This window comes from Aeromonas sp. FDAARGOS 1416, assembly GCF_019048085.1.
In the GTDB taxonomy this organism is placed as follows: domain Bacteria; phylum Pseudomonadota; class Gammaproteobacteria; order Enterobacterales; family Aeromonadaceae; genus Aeromonas; species Aeromonas veronii.
This window is the reverse complement of the sequence record NZ_CP077301.1, coordinates 3,907,020-3,929,208: the sequence shown is the minus strand read 5'-3', so window position 1 is coordinate 3,929,208 and position 22,189 is coordinate 3,907,020. Positions and strand designations below refer to the sequence as shown.

General features: G+C 62.0%; 21 protein-coding genes. 7 read left to right on the top strand and 14 right to left on the bottom strand.

Annotation, left to right across the window (positions count from 1 at the left end; translation table 11 throughout):
• Window positions 1-2: 2 nt before the first annotated feature.
• The gene (locus I6L46_RS17855; protein ID WP_158110870.1) at window positions 3-968 is read left to right on the top strand and encodes an acyltransferase; all 966 of its coding nucleotides are present in this window, start codon (window positions 3-5) and stop codon (window positions 966-968) included.
• Here the strand turns inward: I6L46_RS17855 and I6L46_RS17850 are convergent.
• The gene (locus I6L46_RS17850; RefSeq protein ID WP_005342016.1) at window positions 893-1,396 is read right to left on the bottom strand and encodes a DUF523 domain-containing protein; all 504 of its coding nucleotides are present in this window, start codon (window positions 1,394-1,396) and stop codon (window positions 893-895) included. The two genes, I6L46_RS17855 and I6L46_RS17850, sit on opposite strands and share 76 nt — an antisense overlap.
• Complete coding sequence (locus I6L46_RS17845) at window positions 1,393-2,043, bottom strand: DNA mismatch repair protein MutT (RefSeq protein WP_005339607.1); 651 nt, start codon at window positions 2,041-2,043, stop codon at window positions 1,393-1,395. The genes I6L46_RS17850 and I6L46_RS17845 overlap by 4 nt, the downstream gene beginning before the upstream one ends.
• A gap of 74 nt (window positions 2,044-2,117) precedes the next feature.
• Here I6L46_RS17845 and I6L46_RS17840 point away from each other — a divergent pair, with 74 nt between their 5' ends.
• Together I6L46_RS17840 and pncB are read left to right on the top strand one after the other, a co-directional pair.
• Window positions 2,118-2,753, top strand: coding sequence for a nicotinamidase (locus tag I6L46_RS17840; protein WP_216976573.1), 636 nt, complete (start codon window positions 2,118-2,120; stop codon window positions 2,751-2,753).
• Window positions 2,754-2,854: 101 nt separating this feature from the next.
• On the top strand, window positions 2,855-4,033 hold the full coding sequence (gene pncB / locus I6L46_RS17835; RefSeq protein WP_216976571.1) for a nicotinate phosphoribosyltransferase: 1,179 nt from the start codon (window positions 2,855-2,857) through the stop codon (window positions 4,031-4,033).
• A gap of 73 nt (window positions 4,034-4,106) precedes the next feature.
• Here pncB and I6L46_RS17830 read toward each other — a convergent pair whose 3' ends face one another.
• From I6L46_RS17830 to rph, 9 genes are all read right to left on the bottom strand, one after another.
• Window positions 4,107-4,715: a thiol:disulfide interchange protein DsbA/DsbL gene (locus I6L46_RS17830; RefSeq protein ID WP_005339604.1), complete on the bottom strand. Its 609-nt coding sequence runs from the start codon at window positions 4,713-4,715 to the stop codon at window positions 4,107-4,109.
• A gap of 137 nt (window positions 4,716-4,852) precedes the next feature.
• Window positions 4,853-5,842 (bottom strand): serine/threonine protein kinase, encoded by a 990-nt coding sequence (locus I6L46_RS17825; protein WP_040095068.1) that lies wholly within the window; start codon window positions 5,840-5,842, stop codon window positions 4,853-4,855.
• A 103-nt stretch (window positions 5,843-5,945) separates the two neighbouring features.
• Complete coding sequence (ccoG, locus tag I6L46_RS17820; protein WP_005356121.1) at window positions 5,946-7,397, bottom strand: cytochrome c oxidase accessory protein CcoG; 1,452 nt, start codon at window positions 7,395-7,397, stop codon at window positions 5,946-5,948.
• A 155-nt stretch (window positions 7,398-7,552) separates the two neighbouring features.
• Entirely contained in the window at window positions 7,553-7,816 is a 264-nt protein-coding gene (locus I6L46_RS17815; protein WP_005339598.1) for a YihD family protein, read from the bottom strand.
• Between the two features lie 30 nt (window positions 7,817-7,846).
• On the bottom strand, window positions 7,847-9,001 hold the full coding sequence (locus I6L46_RS17810; RefSeq protein WP_216976569.1) for a GGDEF domain-containing protein: 1,155 nt from the start codon (window positions 8,999-9,001) through the stop codon (window positions 7,847-7,849).
• Window positions 9,002-9,128: 127 nt separating this feature from the next.
• Window positions 9,129-9,518, bottom strand: coding sequence for a Cu(I)-responsive transcriptional regulator (cueR, locus tag I6L46_RS17805; RefSeq protein ID WP_005356117.1), 390 nt, complete (start codon window positions 9,516-9,518; stop codon window positions 9,129-9,131).
• A complete protein-coding gene (locus I6L46_RS17800) occupies window positions 9,519-11,948 on the bottom strand; it encodes a heavy metal translocating P-type ATPase (RefSeq protein WP_216976566.1) in 2,430 nt (809 codons plus the stop codon). It abuts the gene before it with no gap.
• 178 nt (window positions 11,949-12,126) lie between these two features.
• On the bottom strand, window positions 12,127-12,780 hold the full coding sequence (pyrE, locus tag I6L46_RS17795; RefSeq protein WP_203120137.1) for an orotate phosphoribosyltransferase: 654 nt from the start codon (window positions 12,778-12,780) through the stop codon (window positions 12,127-12,129).
• 75 nt (window positions 12,781-12,855) lie between these two features.
• A complete protein-coding gene (gene rph, locus I6L46_RS17790) occupies window positions 12,856-13,572 on the bottom strand; it encodes a ribonuclease PH (protein ID WP_005339589.1) in 717 nt (238 codons plus the stop codon).
• A 147-nt stretch (window positions 13,573-13,719) separates the two neighbouring features.
• On the opposite strand from rph, the gene I6L46_RS17785 reads away from it, so the two are divergent.
• Window positions 13,720-14,583 (top strand): YicC/YloC family endoribonuclease, encoded by an 864-nt coding sequence (locus tag I6L46_RS17785; protein WP_216976564.1) that lies wholly within the window; start codon window positions 13,720-13,722, stop codon window positions 14,581-14,583.
• A 120-nt stretch (window positions 14,584-14,703) separates the two neighbouring features.
• Here the strand turns inward: I6L46_RS17785 and I6L46_RS17780 are convergent, their stop codons facing one another.
• On the bottom strand, window positions 14,704-15,609 hold the full coding sequence (locus tag I6L46_RS17780; RefSeq protein ID WP_042055364.1) for a LysR substrate-binding domain-containing protein: 906 nt from the start codon (window positions 15,607-15,609) through the stop codon (window positions 14,704-14,706).
• A 120-nt stretch (window positions 15,610-15,729) separates the two neighbouring features.
• On the opposite strand from I6L46_RS17780, the gene I6L46_RS17775 reads away from it, so the two are divergent.
• Both I6L46_RS17775 and fghA read left to right on the top strand, forming a co-directional pair.
• Window positions 15,730-16,857 carry an S-(hydroxymethyl)glutathione dehydrogenase/class III alcohol dehydrogenase gene (locus I6L46_RS17775; protein ID WP_120416233.1) on the top strand — a complete coding sequence of 376 codons (1,128 nt, stop codon included), beginning with the start codon at window positions 15,730-15,732 and terminating at the stop codon, window positions 16,855-16,857.
• A gap of 48 nt (window positions 16,858-16,905) precedes the next feature.
• Window positions 16,906-17,742 (top strand): S-formylglutathione hydrolase, encoded by an 837-nt coding sequence (gene fghA / locus I6L46_RS17770; protein WP_216976562.1) that lies wholly within the window; start codon window positions 16,906-16,908, stop codon window positions 17,740-17,742.
• 50 nt (window positions 17,743-17,792) lie between these two features.
• On the opposite strand, the gene I6L46_RS17765 is transcribed toward fghA, so the two are convergent.
• The gene (locus I6L46_RS17765) at window positions 17,793-18,515 is read right to left on the bottom strand and encodes a head GIN domain-containing protein (protein WP_216976560.1); all 723 of its coding nucleotides are present in this window, start codon (window positions 18,513-18,515) and stop codon (window positions 17,793-17,795) included.
• 363 nt (window positions 18,516-18,878) lie between these two features.
• Between I6L46_RS17765 and ovoA the strand changes: the two genes are divergently transcribed.
• Window positions 18,879-21,029 carry a 5-histidylcysteine sulfoxide synthase gene (gene ovoA / locus I6L46_RS17760; RefSeq protein ID WP_216976558.1) on the top strand — a complete coding sequence of 717 codons (2,151 nt, stop codon included), beginning with the start codon at window positions 18,879-18,881 and terminating at the stop codon, window positions 21,027-21,029.
• A gap of 79 nt (window positions 21,030-21,108) precedes the next feature.
• Here the strand turns inward: ovoA and I6L46_RS17755 are convergent, their stop codons facing one another.
• A complete protein-coding gene (locus tag I6L46_RS17755; protein ID WP_058056266.1) occupies window positions 21,109-22,059 on the bottom strand; it encodes a bile acid:sodium symporter family protein in 951 nt (316 codons plus the stop codon).
• Window positions 22,060-22,189: the final 130 nt, after the last annotated feature.

The following is a 22,189-nucleotide window of genomic DNA, read 5'->3' as shown; positions in this document are numbered from 1 at the left end:
TCATGCTATCCCTGCTTCCCGGCCCCCTGGTGCTGATCATCAGTGCGGGCCTGACCATTCTCTTTACCGCCTTGTGCGCCAGCCTGATCCTGCTGGTGTCGCTGGCCAAACTAATACTGCCGCTCCCGCCCTTTGGTCGCGCCTGCAGCCGCCTCAACAACCGCTTCATGCGCCTGTGGCTGGCCTGCAATGCGCTGGTGATCCGCCTCACCACCCGCATCGACTGGCAGGTGGAGGACAATACCAAGCTGCGCAAGGATGGCTGGTATCTCATCATCAGCAACCACATGAGCTGGACCGATATCGTGGTGCTCGGCCACCTGTTCCGCGACCGGCTGCCGGTGCCCAAGTTCTTCATGAAGCACGAGCTCATCTACATCCCGCTGCTGGGGCTCGCCTGCTGGGGGCTCGATATGCCCTTTATGCGTCGCTACTCTCGGGAGTTTTTGCTGAAGAACCCGCACCTGCGCGGCAAGGATATCGAGACCACCCGCAACGCCTGCGAGAAGTTTCGCCACATCCCCACAACCGTCATCAACTTCGTGGAAGGGACCCGCTTCACCGAGCAGAAACGGGACGCATCACGCTCCCGCTACCGCCATCTGATGCCGCCCAAGGCGGCGGGGCTGGCCTTTACGCTGGCAGCCATGGGCGAACAGTTCGACAGCCTGATCAACGTCACCATCCGCTATCCTGACAACGCCGAGACCCCGTTCAAGGACTTCCTGATGGGACGGGTAAAACGCATTCAGGTGCGGATCGAGGAGCTGCCGGTGGATGAGGCGCTGATTGGGGATTACTTCAACGACAAGCAGTTCAAGCGCGGTTTTCAGGAGTGGCTAAACCAGCGCTGGCAGGAGAAGGATGAGGTGCTGGAGGGGTGGCAGAGCGGTCAGTCACCGCTGCCAGTTGCCGCCAAATCCGGGGAGGAATCCAAAGAGAGCGCAGAAGCCAACTCGGCCAACTGATTTTCGGAAAAGACAGCAATCCCGTGGCGGCGCAGCAGGGCGGTGGTCTTGCCCTCGCCCGCCACAGAAACACCTTCGAAGCGGCCGTTATAGATACGGCCGCTGCCACATGAAGGGCTCCCCTCTTTCAGCAGGGCGAAGCGAATGCCCTGCGTCTGACAGATTTCCAGCGCCAGCTCGGCGCCACGGTCGAACTCGGCAGTCACATCCAGTCCGCTCGCCGTCACTACGCGCTCGCCCTGCCGCTCGGCAGGAGGGCGAGGGGTCGGCAAACCGCCAGCCACTTCGGGGCAGAAGGCCAGCGCCCGCCCCTCGGCACCCAGCGCACTCAGCCAGTCGCTGACGATCCCCTTGCTCTGGCCGTCGTAACGCACCGGCTGACCCAGCAGACAGGCGCTGATCAGCACACGAACGGGATTCGTACTCACGCTTCTGCTCCGTGCATCACCTGATCGAACATTACGCAGCAGGGGCTCTCCAACCGGTAGAGAATGGCGGGGCGCTGTTTGCCGGTGCGTTTGCGGCCGGTATCTACCAGAATGTCGGCGCGATGGATCCGCTTGCGAAATGCCGCCGTATTCATGGGTGTTTGCAGGATGATTTCGAAGGCGCGCTGCACCTCGGAGAGGGTGAACTCGGGCCCCAGCAGTTGCAGCGGCAGGGTGCTGTAGCGGCTCTTGATCCGCAGCCGCTCCAGTCCCTTGGCGATAAGCTGGACATGGTCGAAGGCGAGGCTCAGCCCCGGCAGGTTGGCGAGCGGATGCCAGCAACCGTGGATCGCCTCCACTTCCGGATCGACCAGACAGAGATAGACCAGGGTCGTGGACCAGCCGCGGGGATCCCGCTCCAGATTGCCGAGGGTGCAGACCTGCTCGCTGTAGCAGTGACCGAGCCCCCACTCCGCCAGCAGACGGCGCTGGGCGGCATCCAGATCCCGATCCCGGGTCTCGTCGATGCGCAGCGCCGGCAGTTGCCAGCAGTGGGCAAAGGGGGGGCGATCGCGGGTCTCGAGCAGCAGCTCGAGCCGCTCCTCATGCAACCGCAGCACCACCATATCCAGACTCATTCTCAGCATGCCGATCGCCCTGCTCGCCTTCCATTAATGTTTGGTAGATAATATCACACGAATAGTATGTGCAGGAGCCAATCATGGGAACCGTCGCCAGCCTGGATATTGATGCGCAGAAGGGCTTTACCCCCCTCTGCCCGAACGAACTGCCCGTCGCGGGCGGTGATGATATTGTGGCTGCGCTAAACGCTCAGGCCACCCTCGCCACGCTGCGGATCGGCAGCAAAGACTCTCACCCTGCCAATGCCGACTGGGCCGTCTCTGACCCCGCAGGCATGCTGCTGCCGCTGGATCTGCCCAACGCAGACCTCACCTGGCCGGTGCACTGCGTACCGGGCAGCAAGGGCTTCGAGCTGCTCGACGGCCTGCCCGCCCCCATCGACTATGACTTCTTCGTCTGGAAGGGGGTCGAGCCGGATCTGCATCCCTACGGCACCTGCTTCCACGACCTGGCCGAACGGCGCAGCACCGGACTCATCGAATTCCTGCAAGCCAGCCAGGTCGATACCGTACTGGTCGGCGGCCTCGCCACCGACTACTGTGTCAAAACCAGCGTGCTGCAACTGCGCCGCGCTGGTTTCCGGGTGATCGTACATCTCGATGCTTGCCGTGGCATCGCCCCCGCGACGGTTGCCAGCGCCCACACCCAGATGATCGAGGCAGGGGCCGAGCTGGCCCAGACCCTGATCGATGTACAACGCCTGCTGGACGCCTGATATGCCACCGATTCTTACCAGCCTGCTCGACACCGACGCCTGCACGTTACATATGCGGCAGGGGAGCTCCATCGTGCTCACCAGTCTGCGAGGAGCCTGATATGCCTCCAATCCTCACCAGCCTGCTCGACACCGATGCCTACAAACTGCATATGCAGCAGGCGGTGTTCCATCGCTATCCGGATGCCGAGGTGGTAGCCGAGTTTCACAGCCGCAACGAAGAGGACCTGCTGCCCATGATGGGGCAGATCGAGGAGCAACTGCGCCTCGCCGGTTCCCTGCGACTGACCAGGCCAGAGCTCGATTTTCTGGCCGAGCGTCCCTTCTTCACTCCTGACTACCTCGACCACCTGCGCCGCAAGCCGCTCGACGCCTCCCTGCTCAAGGTGTTCGAGCAGGATGGCCGCATCAATGTGCGGGTCGAGGGCCCCTGGCAGGATGTGATCCTGTGGGAGATCCCGGTGCTCGCCATCATCAGCGAGATGCGCAACCGCTTCCGCTACCCCCAGTTCGGCGTCAGCCACGCGCTGGAGCGGCTCGATCAGAAGATCGACAAGCTGGAGAAGGAGCTGAGCCGCGACGAGATGAGCGAGTTCAACCTCATCGACTTCGGCACCCGCCGCCGCTTCTCTCACGCGGTACAGGATGCTGTAGTGGGTCGCCTCAAGGAGCGGCTGCCGGCGTTTCGCGGCACCAGCAACTACATGCTGGCCCAGAAGTACAAGCTGCCCGCGGTCGGCACCCAGGCCCATGAGTGGTTCCAGGCGCACCAGCAGCTCGGCTTCCCGCTGGAGCACAGCCAGCGCGCTGCCCTCACCAGCTGGCTGGACGAGTTCACCGACCATCTCGGCATCGCACTGACCGACTGCATCACCATGGATGCCTTCCTGCGGGACTTCGACTTCGAGCTGGCCAGCAGCTACCAGGGCTTGCGTCACGACTCCGGCGATCCGGTGGTGTGGGGCGAGAAGGCGATCAGCCACTATCAGCGGCTCGGCATCGAGCCTACCGACAAGACCCTGGTCTTCTCCGACGGGCTCAACCTCGACAAGGCGGTGCAGCTGTTCCGCCACTTCCGTGGCCGCATCAACACCAGTTTCGGCATCGGCACCAAGCTCACCTGCGATCTGCCCGGTGTCAGCCCGATGAACATCGTCTTCAAGCTGATCGAGTGCAATGGCGGCCCGGTCGCCAAGATCTCCGACAGCCCGGGCAAGACCCTCTGCCGGGATGCGGAGTTTATCCGCAACCTCAAACAGGCGTTCCACGTCGGGGTCTGATCTTCGAGATCGCCAGAAAACAAAAAGCCCGCCGGTTCGCACCGGCGGGCTTTTTTAATCAACTCAAAAGGTATCAGTCTTTCTTGGCCAGCAGGAACTGCACCAGCTTGTTGAACTGCTCTTGAGAGGTGATGGATTCAATCTTCACCATGTACTTGCCGTTCACCAGGAAGGCCGGTACACCGCGAATGTTGTAGCTCTCGGTGTTGCGATCGAACTGGGAGACCATGCCGGAGACGGCGAAGCTGTCGACGGCACCGTCGAACTCTTCAGCTGGTACGCCGTTGTCCACGAAGATCTTCTTCACATCGTCACGGCTCATCGGCGGCTGACGCTGGGTGTGGATCTTGGTGAAGATGGCCGGGGTCAGCTTGGCTTCGGCGTTGAGCAGGCTGGCAACAGCGTAGGCACGCTGCATCTCGGGGCCCATCTCGCGGCCGAGGAAGGCAACCGGGTTCTTCTTGAGGGGCACGCCCTCTGGCAAACCGGCCTTCAACTGTTCAACGATCGGTTCGAAGGTAGCGCAGTGCGGGCAGTAGTAGGAGAAGAACTCCATCACTTCCGGCTGGGCACTGCCAGTCTGTTTGACCACATCGTAGTTGACGCCTTCCTTGAACTCGGGGGCGGCGTGAACCATGGGGATCATCAGCATGGCAGCAAGGAAAAATAGAACTTTTTTCATGATGTTTCCTGTTAAGGGATCACTGTGAGGCACGCCCGGCGAACCGAAGCAGTGCCAAGCCTATTGTTTCGCCATGCTGACGTCAATGGTCAGGGCCGGAGATCGAGTCCCCCTTGCCGCGCAAGATCCCTTCTATTTCACCAGTTTGGCATCAGGCTCAGCGGTGGCGCCTTGAGTGCCTCCAGCTGATCGTGCAGTGTCGCTATCTGTTGACGCCAGTAGTGATCGGTATTGAACCAGGGGAAGTGACGGGGGAAGGCGGGATCTTCCCAGCGCCGCGCCAGCCACGCCATGTAGTGAACGATGCGCATCGCCCGCAGCGGCTCGATCAGCGCCAGCTCCCGCGAGTCGAACTCCATAAACTCCTCGTAGCCCGCCAGCAGGGTGTCGAGCTGGATCTGCTGCTCGTGGCGCTCGCCGCTGAGCATCATCCAGAGATCCTGAATCGCGGGGCCGGTACGGCAATCATCGAGGTCGACAAACATGGGGCCATCGCGCCAGAGGATGTTGCCCGGGTGGCAGTCGCCATGCAGGGAGATCTGCGCCACATCGAGCGTCATGGCGTCGCTGACATGTTTAATCAGCTCATCCAGCACCCCGAAGAATTGCTTCGCCAGCCCGCTTGGCAGCCATTCGCCAGACGCCAGCAGCTGACGCGGTTCGTGCAGCATGCTCTCCACATCGAGCCGCACCCGATGGTGAAACGGCTTGCTGGCGCCGATCTGATGAATGCGACCGAGGAAACGCCCCACCCATTCAAGCTGGTCGAGATTATCCACCTCGAACTGGCGGCCACCGACGCTCTGCCAGATGGCAAAGGGGTAGCCCTCGTGCTCCAGCAGGGTCTCGCCCGCGAAGGCGAGCGGCGCGGCGACCGGGATCTCAGCCTCTGCGAGACGGGTGGCAAACTCGTGCTCCTCGAGGATCTGGGCCCGGCTCCAGCGGCCGGGACGGTAGAACTTCACCACATAGCGGCGACGATCCTCATCCTGAAACTGGTAGACCCGGTTTTCGTAGCTGTTGAGCTCGATAAGGCCGGAGTCGAGCCGCAGGCCACTGAGATCGAGCGCATCCATGATGAGGTCGGGATTGAGGTCGGAATAGTTGAAACGCATGTCATCCACCATAAGAAAGGGGCGCCGTTGCGCCCCATTCTATCACTACTGACCGGCATTGCCGTGCTCGCTGGTGACCGGACTGGTGTCACGCCCCGCCCGCAGCCACACGCAGTTACAACCGGCTGATAAACTTGCTGCCCTGGCGCAGGTTGCCCTTGCTGTCATCGGGCGCCGCCCCCTCCCGTTTCAGCACGAACTGGATATCCAGCGCTGGCCGTTTCAGGTTGTAGGGATCGACCGCCAGACTGACCGGCAGGGTGTAGATCTCGCCCGCCTTCAGGGTCACTTCACGGGGGCCGAACCACTGATACTCGGGCAAGCCCTCTACATCCAGCTGGTAGGTCTGGGACTGCAGGGTCTTGTTGAGGATCTTGAGGGTGTAGGTGTTCTCAATCAGCCCCTCGCTGTTTTCGCGGAACAGCTGGTTGCGATCCCGCAGGATATCGAGCCCCATCGGCATGATGGACATGGCGTTGTAGACAAATACCCCCAGCATCACCGCCATCACCAGCCCGTAACCAATCAGCTTGGGCCGCGCCACATGGGTGGAGTCGTTGGCCAACTTGTGCTCTGTGGTGTAGCTGATGAGCCCTTTCGGGTAGCCCATCCGCTCCATGGTCTGGTCGCAGGCATCGACGCAGGCGCCGCAGTTGATGCACTCGTACTGCAGGCCGTCGCGGATATCGATACCGGTCGGGCAGACCTGCACGCAAAGATCGCAGTCGATACAGTCACCCAATCCCATCGCCTTGGGATCCGCCTTGCGGGAGCGGGCGCCACGGGTCTCGCCACGCTTGGTGTCATAGCCGACGATGAAGGTGTCCTTGTCGAACATGGCGGACTGGAAGCGGGCATAGGGGCACATGTGGATACACATGATGGCACGCATCCAGCCAGCGTTGCCGTAGGTAATGATGGTGAAGAAGAGCACCCAGAACAGCACCCATCCGCTGGCCTGCAGGGTGAAGAGGTCCGGCACCAGTTCAGTCACATCCTGGAAGTAGGCGACGAAGGTCAGGCCGGTCACCAGCGAGATCGCCAGCCAGGCCAGATGCTTGGCCCCCTTGCGGGCCAGCTTCTCGCCGCTCCAGGGCGCCTCGTCCAGCTTGCGCCGCTTGTTGGCGGGCCCTTCCAGCTTCTCTTCAAACCAGATGAACATGAAGGTCCAGACCGTCTGCGGGCAGAGATAGCCACACCAGACCCGACCGAGGAAGGTGGTAATAAAGAAGAGTCCGAAGGCGGCGATCATGAAGAGCCAGGCGAGCAGGGTCAGATCCTGCGGCCAGATGGTGGCGCCAAAGATATGGAACTGCTGGTGACCGAGGTCGAACAGCACCGCCTGTCGCCCGTCGTAACGCAGCCAGGGCAGCAGCACGAACAGCGCCACAAAGAACCAGCCCATGGCCTTGCGCATCCGCTGCCAATACCCTTTCTGGGCCCGCACATAGATGCGGTTGCCCGGGTTGAATCTGTCGTCGCTGGCTTTGAACGTATTGGGGTTGAAGGTCCCGGTTACGCCCTTGTCGGTGACGTCCTTGATATCGATTTTATCGTGGTCGGCCATTGCAAGACATCGCTCCCTTATTTGTTATGGAGCGGATTATATCTTAAACAGCATGCTAATTGTGTGGATTAGATGTATCTAATATTGGGGTTTGATCGCAATTTTCGGCAACAAAAAAGCGCATCACCACGAGGTGATGCGCTTCCGCTAAAGATTCACTTGATTCCGCGAGCCTTAAGCAGTGCCTCTTTGAAATCGGGCACATGATCCTTGGCCAGACCGGGGATCATCGCCTGCTTGTCGGATTCCCGCATCTTGAGGTGATAGATCAGCATGTCGTCGGTCAGCTCGGACAGAGGCCCTTCAAATCCCGCTTCTTGGGCCAGTTTGGCAACAAACTGCACCAGGCTGAGATCTTGTTCCTTGATCCAGGCAGGCTGCAACAACTCCAGCAGCTCTTCGATACGATGACATTGCATAGACAACCTCTTTAATCTGTCACGTTAAATTCAGGCAACCTTACCCATCAAGGCTACTTCGATTCGATCCCGCCCATTATGCTTGGCCTGATAGAGTGCCGCATCCGCTTTTTGGATCAAATCGGCGATTTTCATGCTGTTGTCCGGTATCAGTGTCGCAACACCAAAACTACATGTGACCCGACCGGAGACCAGTGACTTCTGGTGCGGGATGGCCAGCTCCTTGAGCGCCTGCCGCACATTGTCCGCCACCTGCAACGCCCCCTGCATGCCGGTGCAGGGCAGCAGCAGGGCGAACTCTTCGCCGCCATAACGGGCCGCCAGATCGTCCTCGCGCCGCTCCACCTCGGCCAGCAGCCCCGCCACCTGTTGCAGGCAGTCATCCCCCAGCTGATGGCCGTAGAGATCGTTGAACTGCTTGAAGTAATCCACATCCACCAGCACCAGCGACAACGGCGCCCGGGCGCGGTGACAGCGCCGCCAGGCCCGCTCCAGAGAGTCGTCGAGATGGGCGCGGTTGGCGATGCCGGTCAGGCCGTCGAGGCGGGAGGTGAGACGCAAATGCTCAGAGACCGCCTTCAGCTCGGCCACCAGTTCGGCGTTGGAGAAACGGTGGTGGAGCGAGGCGATCTGATCCCGCCGCATCCGGCGCAGCAGGGTCGGCAGAAAGACAAACAGATAGCCCGCCAGCATGCAGGAGACAATCCGCTCCTGCTCGTTGCCATTGCCCAGCTCGAACAGCATCGCCATACCCAGCGGCAGGGCGGAACCATAGAGGGTACGGCGGCTGCCAAACAGCATGATGGCGCTGCCGGTAAGAATGAGGCTGGAGAGCATCATCATGGCGGCCCGGTAGGTATCGGGCAGCTTGTCCATGTAGAGCAGCACCCCGAGGGCCCAGATGATGGAGGTGATGGTGGCTCCGATAAAGAGCTCCCGCTCCAGCACCGGCAACGGCGTCTGGTGCAGGCGGGCTCGGCGCCAGCGCAGGTGCCAGCCCCGACCCAGCAGCCACAGGAAAGTGCCTGCCAGCCAACCGAGCGCTTCGATGGTGGGTAGATAGTCGTGAAACAGCAGACTCCAGCCAAATGCCAACACGCCCAAACAGGGGAGACTGAACGATGCATGGGTATAGAGCTGGGCCATAATGGCCTGCTTAACCTGGCGTGTCACACTCTGGGTCAACTGAGTACTCCTGTACAAGAGCCGAGCAGTCTACCATTACCCCCTGACCCGCAACAATAAAGCGCCGCTTATTAAGAAGTTAATCAATCAATAACGATTTCTTCTGCGCTGGCAGGTGAGTCCTTGCTCACCCCTTCTCCAATTCGTCGAGGATCGGGCACTCGGGATTTTCATCCCCGTGGCAGCAGCAAACCAACCCTTCCAGGGAGGTAAGCATGGCCTGCAAGCCGGCAATGCGGGCGCGCAGATCGACGATCTTCTCCTGCGCCAGCTTCTTCACCTGGGCACTGGTTCTGTGCTCGTCCCGATAGAGCGCCAGCAGCTCCTGACACTCTTCCAGATTGAAGCCGGTCTCCCGCGCCCGTTTGACGAAACGCAGCTCGCGCAACGCCCCCTCGGTGTAACTGCGATAGCCGTTGTCACTGCGTACCGGGGCGGTGATGAGGCCAATGCTCTCGTAATAACGGATGGTCTTGGCGGTCAGCCCAGTGGCCTTGGCAACCTTGCTGATGTTCATTTATGCCTCCTTACTGATCGGGTTGGATGCTGGCCCGTGCGCCGCCCTGGGCTGCCAGCGTTTCAATAACAGGGAATTGCTCAAAACGGTAATGCTGCTCAGGGCCATGGCCGCCCCCGCCAGCTCGGGGCTGAGGTAGCCCAGAGCCGCCAGCGGAATGCCGATGATATTGAACACGAAGGCCCAGAACAGATTCTGCTGTATGGTGCGCCAAGTGGCCGCCGAGATGTCGATGGCATCGGCCACCAGCCGCGGGTCAGATCGCATCAGGGTGATGGAAGCAGTCTCCATCGCCACATCGGAGCCGGAGCCCATGGCAATACCGACATCCGCCGCCGCCAGCGCCGGGGCGTCGTTCACCCCGTCCCCCACCATGGCCACCAGCCCGCGGGTTTGCGCCCGCAGCGCCGCGACCTTCTCCACCTTGCCCGCTGGCAACACGGAGTCGAAGGCCCCGTCCAGCCCCAGCTTGGCGGCGATATGGGCCACGGGGGCCGGCGCGTCGCCGCTCACCAGCCAGCTGGCGATGCCGCGCTGGCGCAGGGTGGCGATGGCTTCCGGACTCTCGGGGCGCAGGGTATCGGCCAGCGCCGCGATGCCGGCCACCACGCCGTCGATGGCCACCCAGACCCGGGTCGCCCCATCGGCGGCTTGTTCATCCTGTTGCGGCTGATCAATGCCGAGCTGGGCCAGCAGGGAGCCATTACCGATGGCGACTGTGTGACCCGCCACCTGACCGACAATACCGGCACCGACCCGCACCTCGACCGCGTCGGGCTGGGGCAACGCTGCCCCTTTGCCAACCGCCTCGCGCATGGCCAGCGCCAGCGGGTGTTCGCTCGCCTGCTGCAGGGCGGCAGCGAGGCGCAACTGCTCGTCATTGCCACTCCAGCTGGCCAGTACAGGCTTGCCCTGAGTGAGCGTGCCGGTCTTGTCGAAGATGAGCGCCTTGATGGCGTGGGCCTTCTGCAAGGTATCCACATCCTTGATCAGGATGCCGTGGCGCGCCGCGACGCCGGTGCCGGTGACGATGGCCGCCGGTGTGGCCAGCCCCAGCGCACAGGGGCAGGCGATCACCAGCACCGCCACCGCTGCCAGCAGCGCCTGACCGAAGTCGTTGCTGATGGCGTACCACACCAGCAGGGTGAACAGGGCGATGGCCATCACCACCGGTACGAACACGGCAGAAACCTTGTCCACCAGCTGTTGCAGCGGGGCCTTGCCCATCTGGGCACTCTCCACCAGAGCGATGATCTTGCTGAGGCTGGAGTCCTCCCCCACGGTAGTGGCTTCGATCTCCAGCACGCCGGAGCGGTTGATGGCGCCGCCCAGCACCTTGTCGCCCGTACTGCGCGGCACCGGCAGACTCTCACCGGTGAGGATCGACTCATCCAGCTCGCTGGCGCCGTTCACGATTTTGCCGTCCACCGGCACCCGCTCACCCACCAACACCCGCAGCCGATCGCCGCGCAGCACCTCATCGATGGCGACGCTCTGCCAGCTCTCGCCACGCCAGACGGTGGCGGTTTCCGGCCGCAGCGCCATCAGTTCGCGAATAGCGGACTGGGTGCTGCGTCTGGCCCGTGCCTCCAGCAACTTGCCGAGGGATATCAGGGTAATGATGATGGCGCTCGCCTCGAAGTAGAGCTTGCCGCTGGCGGCCATCCCCAGCGTCAACAACAGATAGAGACTGTAGAAGTAGGCGGCGCTGGTACCGGTCGCCACCAGCACATCCATGTTGGCGGAGCGGTTCTTGATGGCTAGCCAGGCACCGCGATAGAAGCGGGCACCGATCCAGAACTGCACCGGGGTGGCGAGCAGCAGCTCGAGCCAGGCGGGCAGATGCCAGGGGAACAGTCCGGCCATGGCCAGCATCCCCACCAGCAGCGGCAACGTCAGCAAAGCCGAGACGATGACCCGGGTCTGCGCCTGACGGGCTGTGGCGGCCTCCTGCGCTTCCCGCTCCAGCAACTGCTGGCGGCGGCCGCTGGCCGAGCCTTGTGCCAGCTGGGCGCCAAAGCCGAGCGCTTCAATCTGCTCGCGCAAAGCGGCCGGGGTCTGCATCCCGGGCACCAGCACGATCCGGGCCTGTTCGATGGAAAAATTGACCTCGGCGGAGATCACGCCGGGCAGCGCGGCCAGCATCTTGTTCAGTCGAGCCGAACAACCGGCACAAGTCATACCGGTAATTTGAAACAAAAAGGTCTCGCTACCGTAGTCATAACCCTGACTCTTGATGCTTTCGAGCACCGCAGGCAGACGGTCGGGGCTGGCCAGCTCGATGGCCGCCTGCTCCAGCGCGAAGTTGACGGTGGCCGATACCCCGTCGAGTTTGTTGAGGCTGGTCGCGATGCGGCTGGCGCAGTTGGCGCAGCTCATGCCGCCGAGCGGCAACTGTAGATGAATGGGTGATTGAAGATGAGTGGTCATGTTGTTCCTCCCCGGAACCCGTCGGCACCACAAAACGCCGACTGGCAAACCCTAACCTTTACTGTAAGGGCAAGCTCAAGCCACATGATCCACTTTTTGCAGATGAAAAAACGGCGCCCGTTTGCTGCCAGAGAGCAAACGGGCGCCGCATTCAGCTATTGCGCGGTATGAGCGGAACTCAGATACCGTACTGGGCGCGGTAAGCCTTCATCGCCGTCAGTTGCGCCGCCAGCTCCGGCTGCTCGGCCTGCTTCTCTTCCAGATAGGCGATGAGATCGCTCATCTGGATGATGGCGATGATGTGGGCGCCGTAGTCACGCTCCACTTCCTGAATGGCGGAGAGCTCGCCCTTGCCCTTCTCCTGACGATCCAGCGCGATCAGCACGCCCGCCAGCGAGGCGCCGTTGGCCTGGATCAAATCCATGGATTCACGGATGGCGGTGCCGGCGGTGATGACATCGTCCACCAGCATGATCCGTCCCTTGAGCGGGCTGCCCACCAGATTGCCACCCTCGCCGTGATCCTTTGCCTCCTTGCGGTTGAAGCACCAGGGCACGTCCACATCGTGCTGCTCCACCAGTTGCACTGCGGTAGCGGAGGCGATGGGGATCCCCTTGTAGGCCGGACCAAACAGCACATCAAACTCGATACCGGCATCCATCAGAGCTGCGGCATAGAAGCGGCCGAGACGGGCCAAATCGCGGCCGCTGTTGAACAGACCGGCGTTGAAGAAGTAGGGGCTTTTACGACCGGATTTCAGGGTAAATTCACCGAATTTGAGGACCTGTTTTTCCAGGGCGAACTCGATAAATTGACGCTGGTAGGCTTTCATTCTGGCTCCTTGCTTGGCTTGTCGTTGTCTTGTGTGGGGGTATAAAAAAACGCGGTCAATGCCGCGTTTTTAAAATTATGAAAGTGACTGCTTCTGCAACGCAATGATGTCGGCGATGCCGCCCTTGGCGAGCGCCAGCATCTCCAGCAGCTCTTCATGGGTGAAGGGTTCGGCCTCCGCGGTGCCCTGCACCTCGATGATGCGACCATCTTCGGTCATCACCACGTTCATGTCGGTCTCGGCGGCGGAGTCTTCGATGTACTCCAGATCGCAGATGGCTTCGCCCTGATACATGCCGACGGAGACGGCGGCGATCATCTGCTTGAGCGGGCTCTGCTTGATCATGCCCTTCTCGACCATCCAGTTCAGCGCATCCACCAGCGCCACGCAGGCACCGGTAATGGAAGCGGTGCGAGTGCCGCCATCGGCTTGCAGCACGTCACAGTCAACGGTGATGGAGTGCTCGCCCAGCGCAGTCAGGTCTACCGCGGCGCGCAGGGAGCGGGCGATCAGACGGGAGATCTCCAGAGTGCGGCCACTCTGCTTGCCGGAGGCCGCTTCGCGGTTCATCCGGGAGTGGGTGGAGCGCGGCAGCATGCCGTATTCGGCAGTCACCCAGCCCTGATTCTTCCCTTTCAGGAAGCGCGGAACGCTGGTGTCGACGCTGGCGGTGCAGAGCACGCGAGTGTTACCGAACTCCACCAGCACTGAGCCTTCTGCATGTTTGGTGAAATTGCGGGTAATGGTAACCGGGCGAAGTTGCGCGGCACTGCGATCGCTTGGACGTGACATGGAACGGACCTCTGGGCTGGCTCAAATTGGCGGGGGATTATAAGTGATCCCGCCCCAAATATCAGCCGCTAAAACCACGGCATCGGCTGACGAGCAGGGCCGGGCTGAGTATACTGGCCGCACACTTCATCAAGCCCGGAACAATCAATGATTCACAGCATGACCGCCTACGCCCGCAAGGAACTCAAGGGCGACTGGGGCACAGCCGTTTGGGAAATTCGTTCGGTCAACCAGCGTTATCTGGAGACCTACATTCGCCTGCCGGAGCAACTGCGCAGCCTGGAGCCGGTTCTGCGTGAGCGTTTCCGCGCCAAACTGCAGCGCGGCAAGGTGGAGTGCAACCTGCGCTTCGAGGCCGCTCAGGCCGCAGCCAGCCAGCTCCATATCAATGAAGAGCTGGCCAAGCTCATCATCGACAGCGCCAGCTGGGTAATGAAAGAGGCGGGTCAGGGCCAGCTCAATCCGGTCGACGTATTGCGCTGGCCGGGCGTCATGGCTGCCGCCGAGCAGGACATGGACGCGGTTGCCACCGAGCTGCTCGGCGGTTTTGACCAGACCATGGAAGATTTCCTCGCCTCCCGCGCCAGCGAAGGGGCCAACCTCAAGGCGCTGATCGAACAGCGTCTGGCCGGCATTCAGATGGAAGTGAAGAAGGTGCGCGTCCATCTGCCGCAGATCATCGAGTGGCAGCGCCAGAAGCTCACCGACCGGCTGGCCGAAGCCAAGGTGGAGCTGGATCCGGCCCGCATCGAGCAGGAGATCGTGCTGCTGGCCCAGAAGATCGACGTGGCCGAAGAGCTGGATCGTCTGGAGATGCACATCAGCGAAACCATCAAAATCATGAAGAAAGGTGGCGCCTGTGGCCGTCGTCTCGACTTCATGATGCAGGAGTTCAACCGCGAGTCGAACACCCTTGGCTCCAAGTCCATCAACGCCGAAGTGACCCAGTCCGCCGTCGAGCTGAAGGTCCTTATCGAGCAGATGCGCGAGCAGATCCAGAACATCGAGTGATGGGTCACTGACCATCCGGTTGCTACCTGCAAAAGAGCCCTTGATTCCTCAAGGGCTCTTTTATTTTCCGGCTATCACACTTGTCGCCCGCCGCCAATGAGTCAGCGGCTGGGAAGCGCCCTAACCTATCGGCATCACCAGCGCCGGTTGGTGCGGGTCACTCAGCCGCTCGGCCAGATAGTCCACCAGCAGCCGCACCTTGGGGGAGAGGTGGCGGTTATGGGGATAGAGGGCCCAGATCCCCTCGGCCGGGGCCCGCAGTTCGGGCAGCAACTCGATCAGCTCCCCTCGGGCCAGATGGTCGCTCACGTAGTAGTCCGGCAGCTGGATGATGCCGATCCCCTTGAGCGCCGCATCCAGCAGGGCGTGGCCGCTGTTGCACTGCAACAAGCCGCGCACCCGTACGCTGTGGGGGCGGCCATCCAGAGTGAAGTGCCACTCGTCGCTGTTGCCCACCAGGCAGGTGTGGCGGGTCAGCTCGGAGAGGCTGTTGGGCATGCCGTGGCGAGCGGTGTAGGCCGGTGAGGCGCAGACATAGGGCACCCGCTGCGCCAGCTTGCGCGCCACCAGCGTCGAATCCTTGAGGTGGCCAAGCCGCAGCGCCAGATCGTAGCCTTCATGCACCAGATCCAGCAGCTGGTTGGTGAGGTTGAGGGTCACCTCCAGCTGGGGGAAACGCACCATGAAGTCATTCACCAGCGGGGCGATGCGGCTCTCGCCGTAGGAGACGGGGGCCGTGATCCGCAGGGTGCCTTGCGGCACCGCCTGATGGCGCCCCACCGCCAGCTCCGCCTCGTAGAGGTTATCGAGCAGCTGGCGGCAGTGGCGATAGTAGATCTCGCCAAGCTCGGTGAGCCGCACCTGACGTGTGGTGCGCAGCAGCAGCTTGGCCTGCAGCCTGTCCTCCAGCTGTGCCACCTGCCGGCTGACTTGCGCCACCGACACCCCCAGCTTGCGCGCCGCCGGGGTAAAGCCCCCCTGCTCTGCCACGCTGACAAATTCACAGATCCCTTCCCAGCCGAACATTATTACCTGTGTGTAAAAGTGATTTGAGATTTGCCCTCATTATCACCAAATCGGCGGGAAACTACACTGAATGCCCGAACTCATCTCTGTTCACCCTGCTCAACAAGAAGGATGTCATTCATGGCACAGGTTCAAAGCATCAAGTGTAAAGCCGCCATCGCCTGGGGCCCGGGTCAGCCCCTCTCCATCGAAGAAGTGGAAGTCATGCCGCCCCAGGCGGGCGAGGTGCGGGTGCGCATCGTCGCGACCGGCGTCTGCCACACCGATGCCTTCACCCTCTCCGGTGAGGATCCGGAAGGGGTCTTCCCCTGCATTCTCGGCCACGAAGGGGGCGGCATCGTCGAATCGGTCGGCGAAGGGGTCACCAGCGTCAAGGTGGGCGATCACGTGATCCCGCTCTACACCCCCGAATGCGGCGAGTGCAAATTCTGCAAATCCGGCAAGACCAACCTCTGCCAGAAGATCCGCGCCACCCAGGGCAAGGGGCTGATGCCGGACGGTACCACCCGCTTCTCGAAAGATGGCCAGCCCATCTATCACTACATGGGCACCTCCACCTTCAGCGAATACACGGTGCTGCCGGAGATCTCCATTGCCAAGGTAGACCCGGCCGCCCCGCTGGAAGAGGTCTGCCTGCTCGGCTGCGGCGTCACCACCGGCATAGGCGCCGTGATGAACACCGCCAAGGTGAAAGAGGGTGAGAGCGTCGCCATCTTCGGGCTGGGGGGCATCGGCCTCTCCGCAGTGATCGGTGCCCGTCTGGCCAAGGCCGGTCGCATCATCGCCATCGACATCAACGAGAGCAAGTTCGAACTGGCACGCAAGCTGGGTGCCACCGACTGCATCAACCCGAACGACTACGACAAACCGATTCAGGAGGTGATCGTCGAGCTGACCGATGGCGGCGTCGACTTCTCCTTCGAGTGCATCGGCAACGTCAAAGTGATGCGTGCGGCGCTGGAGTGCTGCCACAAGGGCTGGGGCGAGTCGGTCATTATCGGCGTCGCCGGAGCGGGTCAGGAGATCAGCACCCGTCCGTTCCAACTAGTGACCGGTCGGGTCTGGCGCGGCAGCGCCTTCGGCGGGGTACGCGGTCGCAGCGAACTGCCGAGCTATGTGCAGCGCTACATGCAGGGTGAGTTCCGTCTCGATGACTTCATCACCCACACCATGCCGCTGGAACAGATCAACGAGGCGTTCGATCTGATGCACCAAGGCAAGAGCATCCGCACCGTCATCCACTACTGAGCATGATCACCCCGCCCGCCATCGTGGGCGGGGTACAGGAGTCCTTCGATGAATCTGGAGATTATCAGCAGCAACAAGAGCTTCGGCGGCTGGCACAAGCGCTATCGCCACCACGCCAGCGTGCTCGGCTGCGAGATGAGTTTTGCCATCTATCTGCCGCCTCAGGCCCTCACCGGCCAGAAGGTGCCCGTGCTCTACTGGCTCAGCGGCCTCACCTGCACCGATGAGAACTTCATGCAGAAGGCGGGTGCCCAGCGCATCGCCGCCGAGCTTGGCATCGCCCTGGTGGCGCCGGACACCAGCCCCCGCGGCGACGGCGTAGCGGACGACCCCGGTTATGACCTCGGCATGGGCGCGGGCTTTTACGTCAATGCCAGCCAGAGCCCCTGGCAGGCGCACTACCAGATGTATGACTACGTCACCCGCGAGCTGCCTGACTTGATAGAGACTCACTTCCCGGTCTCGACCCGCCGCGCCATCAGCGGCCACTCCATGGGCGGCCACGGTGCGCTGATCGCCGCGTTGCGAGAGCCCGGTCGCTACCGCTCGGTGTCGGCGTTCAGCCCGATCTGCCATCCAAGCCGCTGCCCCTGGGGCCAGAAGGCGCTCGGCGCCTACCTCGGCAGCAATCCTCTGTTGTGGCAGGAGTGGGATGCCTGCCAGCTGCTGCGCCACCAGCCGGTCACGCCGCTACCAACCTTGGTGGATGTGGGGCTGGATGATCCCTTCCTCGCCGAGCAGCTGCATATCGATGCGCTGGCCGAAGTGGCCGCCAGCAAGGAGTGGCCGCTGGAGCTCAACCGCCACGAGGGCTATGACCACAGCTACTACTTCGTGGCGAGCTTTATCGAGGCGCACCTGCGCTTTCACGCCCGCCACCTCTGATCAACACAGGCCCGTTGCGGGCCTGTTTCAGTTGTGGTGATCGGTTGATATCAGCTGCCCGCTCGGGTCACGCCGCCGGAGCCTGCGATCTGCTGCTCCACCTTGGGATCGCCCCAGTAGGCGATGTTGCCTGAGCCGGCGATGCCGACTTTCAGCGTCTCCTGCGCCCGTACCGCCACATCACCGCTGCCGGCGATATTGACCTCTACCTCGTTGCCGCGCATCTCGCTCCCGAGCACGTCGCCAGAACCGGCAATGTTCAGCTCGATGGCCTGCGCCGAACCGCTGCCCAGCTCCAAACTGCCGGTGCCAGCGATATTCCCTTCCAGCCGTTTCAGCTCCAGCTGACTGGCGACGATGTCACCGGTACCGGCCACCGACAGCACCAGCTCATCGCCCTTGAAGCCGCTCAGATCGCCGTTGCCGGTCCCGGCCAATGCCAGTTCGTTCAACACCGGCAAGGTGATGGTCAGCTCCAGCGGCTCGGTAGGATCGAGCCGGTAACCCTCCTTCACCTCGATCTCCAGCTTGTCGCCGCTCTCGGTCAGCACCAGATAGGGCAGCAGGTTCTCCTGCCCCTTGATCAGGATACCGCGCGGCTCCCCCGCGACCAGATGGAGGGTGGCAGGCACCCCCGCCAGCACCCGGGTCACCCCGTCACCGAGCCCCTGCTGGCGCTCGACCACAGCCCCCGTTCCGGTCACTCTGGTCTGATCCAGCCAGTGACAACCACTGAGCCCCGCCATCAACATGACAACCATCATCCATTTCATCGCTACTCTCCTCCTTATGTGTTGGCCATCCAGGGCCAATTGGTTTTCATGCTCTGCAAAGCGTGAGCCAAAAATTAACTTAATGATTCAAAAGGAAATAACCATTAAACCCAGAACAAACCGAAGAATTAAGAGAGCCATTTAGACCATATTTTGGTGAAAATAACCATTCTCGAACGGATATGATTGTGGCTGATTGGCGGGTCGCCCTGCCGGTCACTATGCTGACAGCCCGTAGAAGTTTTTAATTGCCCTGCCGGTCTGTTGAGCCAATAGTGGTACTTCGTGCGTACCAAGCTCTCCATTGCGGTAATCTCATTACCACTGTCTTGTCAGTCTTCACTGCCAACAAGGAGTCAGAGCGTGACCCAAGCAAGCCCTCTCTATGCCACCGCCACCGGTCTGCCGGAACCGACTCGCACCCCGTTGCTGACCGGCAGCGATCCCGAGCAGAAACGGCGCGAGCTGCTCGCCTACTTCTGCCAGACCTTCGATCTCTACGACTCACTGTTCGACTGTCTGGCCGATGAGCGGGCCTGGTTCAACAAGGCGATCCCGCTGCGCCATCCGCTCATCTTCTACTACGGCCACACCGCCGCCTTCTTTATCAACAAGCTGCTGGCGGCGCGCCTGATCGACCAGCGGCTGGATGCCCGCATCGAGGCCATGGTCGCCATCGGGGTGGACGAGATGAGCTGGGACGATCTGGACGAGACCCACTACGACTGGCCCAAGGTCAGCGAGCTGCGCAGCTATCGGGCCAAAGTCCGTTCGCTGGTGTGCGATTTCATCCGCCAGATGCCGCTCACCCTGCCCATCGACTGGCAGAGCCCGGCCTGGGTGATCCTGATGGGAATAGAGCACGAGCGCATCCACCTCGAGACCTCCAGCGTGCTGATCCGCCAGTTGCCGCTCACTTGGGTGCGGCCGCAGCCTTATTGGCCCGCCTGTACCGAAGCCCGCCACCGCATTGACCAAGTCCCCGCCAACAGCCTGCTGCCGGTGGCTGGCGGCAAGGTGCGCCTTGGCAAGCAGGACGCCACCTACGGCTGGGACAACGAATATGGCGAGCGCCATATCGAGCTGGCCCCGTTTCAGGCCAGCCGCATGCTGGTGAGCAATACCGAGTACCTCGCCTTCGTCCAGGCGGGCGGCTACGGCCAGCAACAGTGGTGGGATGAGGAGGGGTGGGGTTGGTGTCAGTACGCCAAGGCGCAGATGCCTACCTTCTGGGTGGGTGATCCCACCGAGCCCGAACAACTGCAGCTGCGGCTGATGGCCGAGCAGATCGCCATGCCATGGGACTGGCCGGTCGAGGTGAATCAGCTGGAGGCGGCAGCCTTCTGTCGCTGGAAAGCGGCCCTGACCGGACTCCCCATCCAGCTGCCGAGCGAGGCGGAATGGATGCTGCTACGTGAGCAGCTACCCGGCGATCAGCCGGACTGGACACAGGCCCCCGGCAATATCAATCTGGCCCGTTTCGCCTCCTCCTGCCCGGTGGATGCCTGCCCGCAAGGGGAGTTCTTCGATCTGGTGGGCAATGTCTGGCAGTGGACCAGCACCGCCATCGATGGCTTCGACGGCTTTAAAATCCACCCGCTCTACGACGACTTCTCCACCCCCACCTTTGATGGCAAGCACACCCTGATAAAGGGCGGCAGCTGGATCAGCACAGGTAACGAAGCGCTCAAATCATCCCGTTACGCCTTCCGGCGTCACTTCTTCCAGCATGCGGGTTTCCGCTATCTGGTCTCCCGTTATCAGGAACCCGTTATCGTGAATCCCTATGAAACCGACACGCTGGTCGCTCAGTACCTCGACTTCCAGTACGGCCCGAGCCACTTCGGGGTCGCCAACTACGCCAAGACGCTTGCTGATCTTGCTGGCGAGCTGTGCAGCAACCACCAGCGGGCACTGGATATCGGCTGTGCCACCGGCCGCGCCAGCTTCGAACTGGCCCGTCACTTCCAGCATGTGGACGGGGTGGACTACTCGGCCCGCTTCATCGATGTGGCGCTGGCCCTCGCCAGTCAGGACAGTTTCCGCTACGCCATTCCGCTGGAGGGTGAACTGGTGGAGTATTGCGAGGCGCGCCTGTCGAGCCACGGGCTGGGGGCGAGTCAGGCGGAGCGCATCCACTTCAGTCAGGGGGATGCCTGCAACCTCAAGCCCAAATATGACCACTACGATCTGGTGCTCGCCTCCAACCTGATCGACCGGCTGCGGGAGCCCGCTCGCTTCCTGCGGGATATCGCCCCCCGGCTGCGCAGCGGTGGCCTGCTGGTGCTTACCAGCCCCTATACCTGGCTGGCGGAATATACCCCGCCCGCCAACTGGCTCGGCGGTATTCGCGAAAACGGCGAGGCGCTCACCACCTATCAAGCGCTGCAACGGCTGCTGGCGGCGGAGTTCGAGGAGCACTGCCCGCCCCGGGATGTGCCTTTCGTCATCCGCGAGACCGCCCGCAAGTACCAGCACACGGTGGCGCAGCTGACCGTCTGGCGCAAACGCTAGCACGCCGGTCGACATGCAGATGAGAAGAGGGAGGCCAACGGGCCTCCCTCTTGTTATGGCAATAAAAACGGCGCGAGTATCAATGCCCCTGCTCGTGATAGCGGCGGGCCAGCACGGCGCAGACCATCAGCTGGATCTGGTGGAAGATCATCAGCGGCAGCACCATCACCCCGACGCTGGCGGCCGGGAACATGACGTTGGCCATCGGCACCCCGTTGGCGAGACTCTTCTTGGAGCCGCAGAAGACGATGGTGATCTCGTCCGCCTTGTCGAAGCCGAGGCGACGGCTGATCCAGACGTTCCAGCAGAGCACCAGCGCCAGCAAGACGCAGCTCAGCAGCACGATACTGGCCAGATCGTACCAGCCGACCTGGTGCCAAATCCCCTGCACCACCGCTTCGCTGAAGGCGACGTAGACCACCAGCAGAATGGAGCTCTGATCCAGCTTGCCGATAAGCGGGCGGTGGCTGTCGACCCAGCGACCGATCAGCGGGCGCGACAGGTGGCCCACCACGAACGGCAGCATCAGCTGCATCATGATGGACTGGATGGAGTGCCAGGTGTCGATCCCCTCCCCCTGCACGTGGATCATCATCCCCACCAGCACCGGCGAGAGGAAGATCCCGAGGATGCTGGAGGCCGAGGCGCTGCACACCGCCGCCGACACATTGCCCCCCGCCATCGAGGTGAAGGCGATGGCCGACTGCACGGTGGCAGGCAGGGCGCAGAGATAGAGGAAGCCGAGGTAGATGGCCGGGCTCAGCCAACTCGGCACCAGCGGGGTGAGCAGCAGCCCCAGCAGCGGAAACAGCACGAAGGTGCTGAGCATCACCACAAGATGGAGCCGCCAGTGGCCGAGGCCTGCCAGCAGGTTCTGGCGCGACAGCTTGGCGCCATGCATGAAGAACAGGAGCGCCACCGCCAGCTTGGTCAGCAGACCGAACCAGACGGCTACCTGCCCCTCGCAGGGAAAGAGGGAGGCCAGGGTGACCACCGCAATCAGCACAACAGTAAAGGGATCCAGACGCACGAAAGGTCTCCATCAGAAGGGCATCCTGCAGCCATGGCGACAGTCAGGATTGGGGAGGACAAGAAACAGAGCGGGAGATGTCTGGCACCTCCCGCTAAAACGAACCTCCAGCTTACCCCGATAACGGAGA